Origin of the sequence: Xenorhabdus santafensis, assembly GCF_033949405.1 — a bacterium.
GTDB classification, from domain to species: Bacteria; Pseudomonadota; Gammaproteobacteria; order Enterobacterales; family Enterobacteriaceae; genus Xenorhabdus; species Xenorhabdus santafensis.
This window is the reverse complement of the sequence record NZ_VCDN01000022.1, coordinates 1-2,695: the sequence shown is the minus strand read 5'-3', so window position 1 is coordinate 2,695 and position 2,695 is coordinate 1. Positions and strand designations below refer to the sequence as shown.

The 2,695-nt window shown below is 39.4% G+C and carries 3 protein-coding genes; 1 reads left to right on the top strand and 2 read right to left on the bottom strand.

The genetic code is table 11. From position 1 onward, the window contains the following. Nucleotides 1–258: 258 nt before the first annotated feature. Nucleotides 259–525, bottom strand: a complete 267-nt coding sequence (locus FE392_RS07170; RefSeq protein WP_099138738.1) for a helix-turn-helix domain-containing protein — start codon at nt 523–525, stop codon at nt 259–261. 391 nt (nt 526–916) lie between these two features. Between FE392_RS07170 and FE392_RS07165 the strand changes: the two genes are divergently transcribed. Beyond that, nucleotides 917–1,546 (top strand): hypothetical protein, encoded by a 630-nt coding sequence (locus FE392_RS07165; protein ID WP_319929549.1) that lies wholly within the window; start codon nt 917–919, stop codon nt 1,544–1,546. Nucleotides 1,547–1,983: 437 nt separating this feature from the next. Here the strand turns inward: FE392_RS07165 and FE392_RS07160 are convergent. Then, a partial coding sequence (locus FE392_RS07160) for a terminase TerL endonuclease subunit (protein WP_319929548.1) occupies nt 1,984–2,695 on the bottom strand: 712 nt, incomplete at its 5' end.

Genomic DNA, 2,695 nt, shown 5'->3' with positions numbered 1-2,695 from the left:
GGGAAGTGCTTTTTTTGTTTAGAATTCCCCCACCGATTACCCCACATAAAAATCCTCAACATAAAGACACATAGCAAAGCATAAGTACCAGAAAGAAAAATAAAGATGTTTAAAATCGAGGTGTATTCATAGCAATAGAGGGTTGCGAAGCATTTCGTAATAACATCACTGATAGTGCCACCCCATCAACGCCAATAATATTCTGTGAGCAATGAAATGAGGTGACTATTTCCCTGATGTTTTCCGATATTAGAATAATTATTCTGATGATTTATCGCGAACTTTCCTTTCTAATAACTCTCCGGTATGAGAATCAAAATAACGGCTAGGCCAGATTTCAGAGGGATGTATTTCTAGATAGTTAGCAATTATCCATTCGCCTTTCGGCCACGGTCTGCTGAGAGTATTTGCCAGTGTAGATGAACTGAGTCCTGCTTCACGAGAAACAGCCGCTAAGGTCGTACCGCGCTTACGCAATGCAGCAATAATATCGGCTTGATGCCAATCATTTCTAACGTTATTCATTCCTGCTACCCCTTCCATTAATTAAGCATTGATGGTGGCGATTCAGACAGGGTTTGCAATACCGGGAGCTATCGTCCGGCGAGGCCGAAGCCTCCCCCGCCTGAACCGCCATAGAAAAGGCGAATGCAGGCACACTGGTAGAAACATCCTACCAGTGGATAGCTCTACAGGGTTGCAAATCCCTGACCATTGGATTTTGCCAATGGCGGGGCTACTTTAACTGATTGGTTTATTTGGCTCAATAAGCAAATCAGTATAAACGCTTAACTTTTTGCGTTATATGCTGTCCAGATGAGATCTGGTACCTTGCTACTTTGAGTTCAAGCAAATATGATAGTCGGTTTCATGTCCTGAGATATTCGACAAGCATTTTGATAACAAGGGCTTAAAGATGAATACGAACAGTGATTTAGATTTGACTAAATTATCTAAAGAGGAATTGATTGAATGCTATGGGAAGTATAAAAATTCAGCAATAGCTCACCGTTTATGGTGTCTTGCACATCCTGAAATTCCGATAAACTTTTCTTCTGAATTTGTAAAATTGATAGAAAAATGCGAAAAATTACTCGAATTAAATAATAATGGTACTTTATCACCAGATATTATCTTAGATGCCTTGATAGATTCAATCTACTCAGATTGCCGGGGTTTGTTCTGTGAAAACGAGAAAAACTCAAAAAATTATACGTTACAGAATTGTTTAAAAATAGCTAATATAAACAATGCAGTAATTCAGATTAATGAAATTATAGATAAAAAGAAGTTCAGTGACGAAGTTGTCAGAGATTACTCTTTCAGGGAATGGGTGAAATTCGTTACGGATAAATCAATAGCTCACAAAGATAATCTAACTGAAGATCAAAGACAAAAGATAAATTATAAATGTAAGTTCTTAAACGACAGTACAAATTTATATGAATTTCTATACTATCTTATCCAAATTCATATAGTTTACGAAAAGGTTGTAATGCACTTCGGTGAAATCGAATTATATAAATACAATTTGTCTAAAAATTAAATCTGGAATTTAAAACACTCAGTTCCTCAAGACGAGTGCTCGTAAGAATATATTTTGAATAATTCGCTTAAATTAAGAATTAATTAGCACACAAACAAAGCTATGCTGACCATTTTCAGTTCAAATTGGATTGTATTACATGCAAATTAAGTTCAAAAAAATTCATGCTCTCACCCCATCCCTATAGGGCTTCTATATTCAGAGGCTTTATCGTCCGCCTTGATATGAAACCTGCTAATACTCATGCTTTGTATCATATGTACAACCACTCGATGTGTAACTGCATAACTATATTGCGATATACCCACTTCTCGATTATAGAAGACTGTCAAATAAACTAGAGACTAATCCCAAAAACGTGTGCAATATCTAACCTTTTGAACATTTGATTTCACTAATTCCTATACTGCACAGGTATTAAAAAATCAATCTGTTATCTAAATTCCATCAAATCTATTCAATCTCTGCCGCTGTTCCTCACTCAATCTAAACGCAAACTCTTCATGCTCGACTTGCCATGTGCCAAAACTCATCAAAAACGCAATGGCAGGGTCAATTTTGTTCGCGGACTTCTTCTTATTCGGTTTGATATTGGCGTTCGCGTCCGTTTCCATCACGACATTGGACATTGCCCACGCGAGCACAGGATCGCCGTTGTGACGAATGATTTTGCGGTTGACGAACACTTCGGCAGATTTAGCGACGGGGCTAAAGCGCATATAGGTTTGCGGGAAGGGTTCAACATCCAGCCCCGCACCTTGCAATTGTGTACGTAGATGCGTGGCGTTCCATGTGTCAAACCCCAGCAGCTTGATATCAAACTGCTGGCTGTCTTTGAGAATGTCATCACGGATACGGTCATAATCAATACAGTCACCCGCAGTGGTGCGTATCCAGCCTGCTTGTGCCCACTGCCGATAAACCGCCCGATTTTTGTTGGCTGGATTTTGTAACTGTGCTTCGGGCAAGTAATGACGGGTCAGTAATAACAGCTCATTGTCTACGGGGAACATGTAACAGAGGCTGGTGATATCTCCTGTTGAAGACAAATCCAGTCCGGCATAGCACTCCAGCCCTTTGAGGTCGTTTTCATCATAATCACTTTGACAGATTTTCCATGCACCTTCACCCATCCACGGGGTTTCACCC

What these genes read in the sequence shown, in the direction of transcription:
- FE392_RS07170 (WP_099138738.1), bottom strand. Translation starts at nt 525, where the DNA reads ATGAATAACGTTAGAAATGATTGGCATCAAGCCGATATTATTGCTGCA.
- FE392_RS07165 (WP_319929549.1), top strand. Translation starts at nt 917, where the DNA reads ATGAATACGAACAGTGATTTAGATTTGACTAAATTATCTAAAGAGGAA.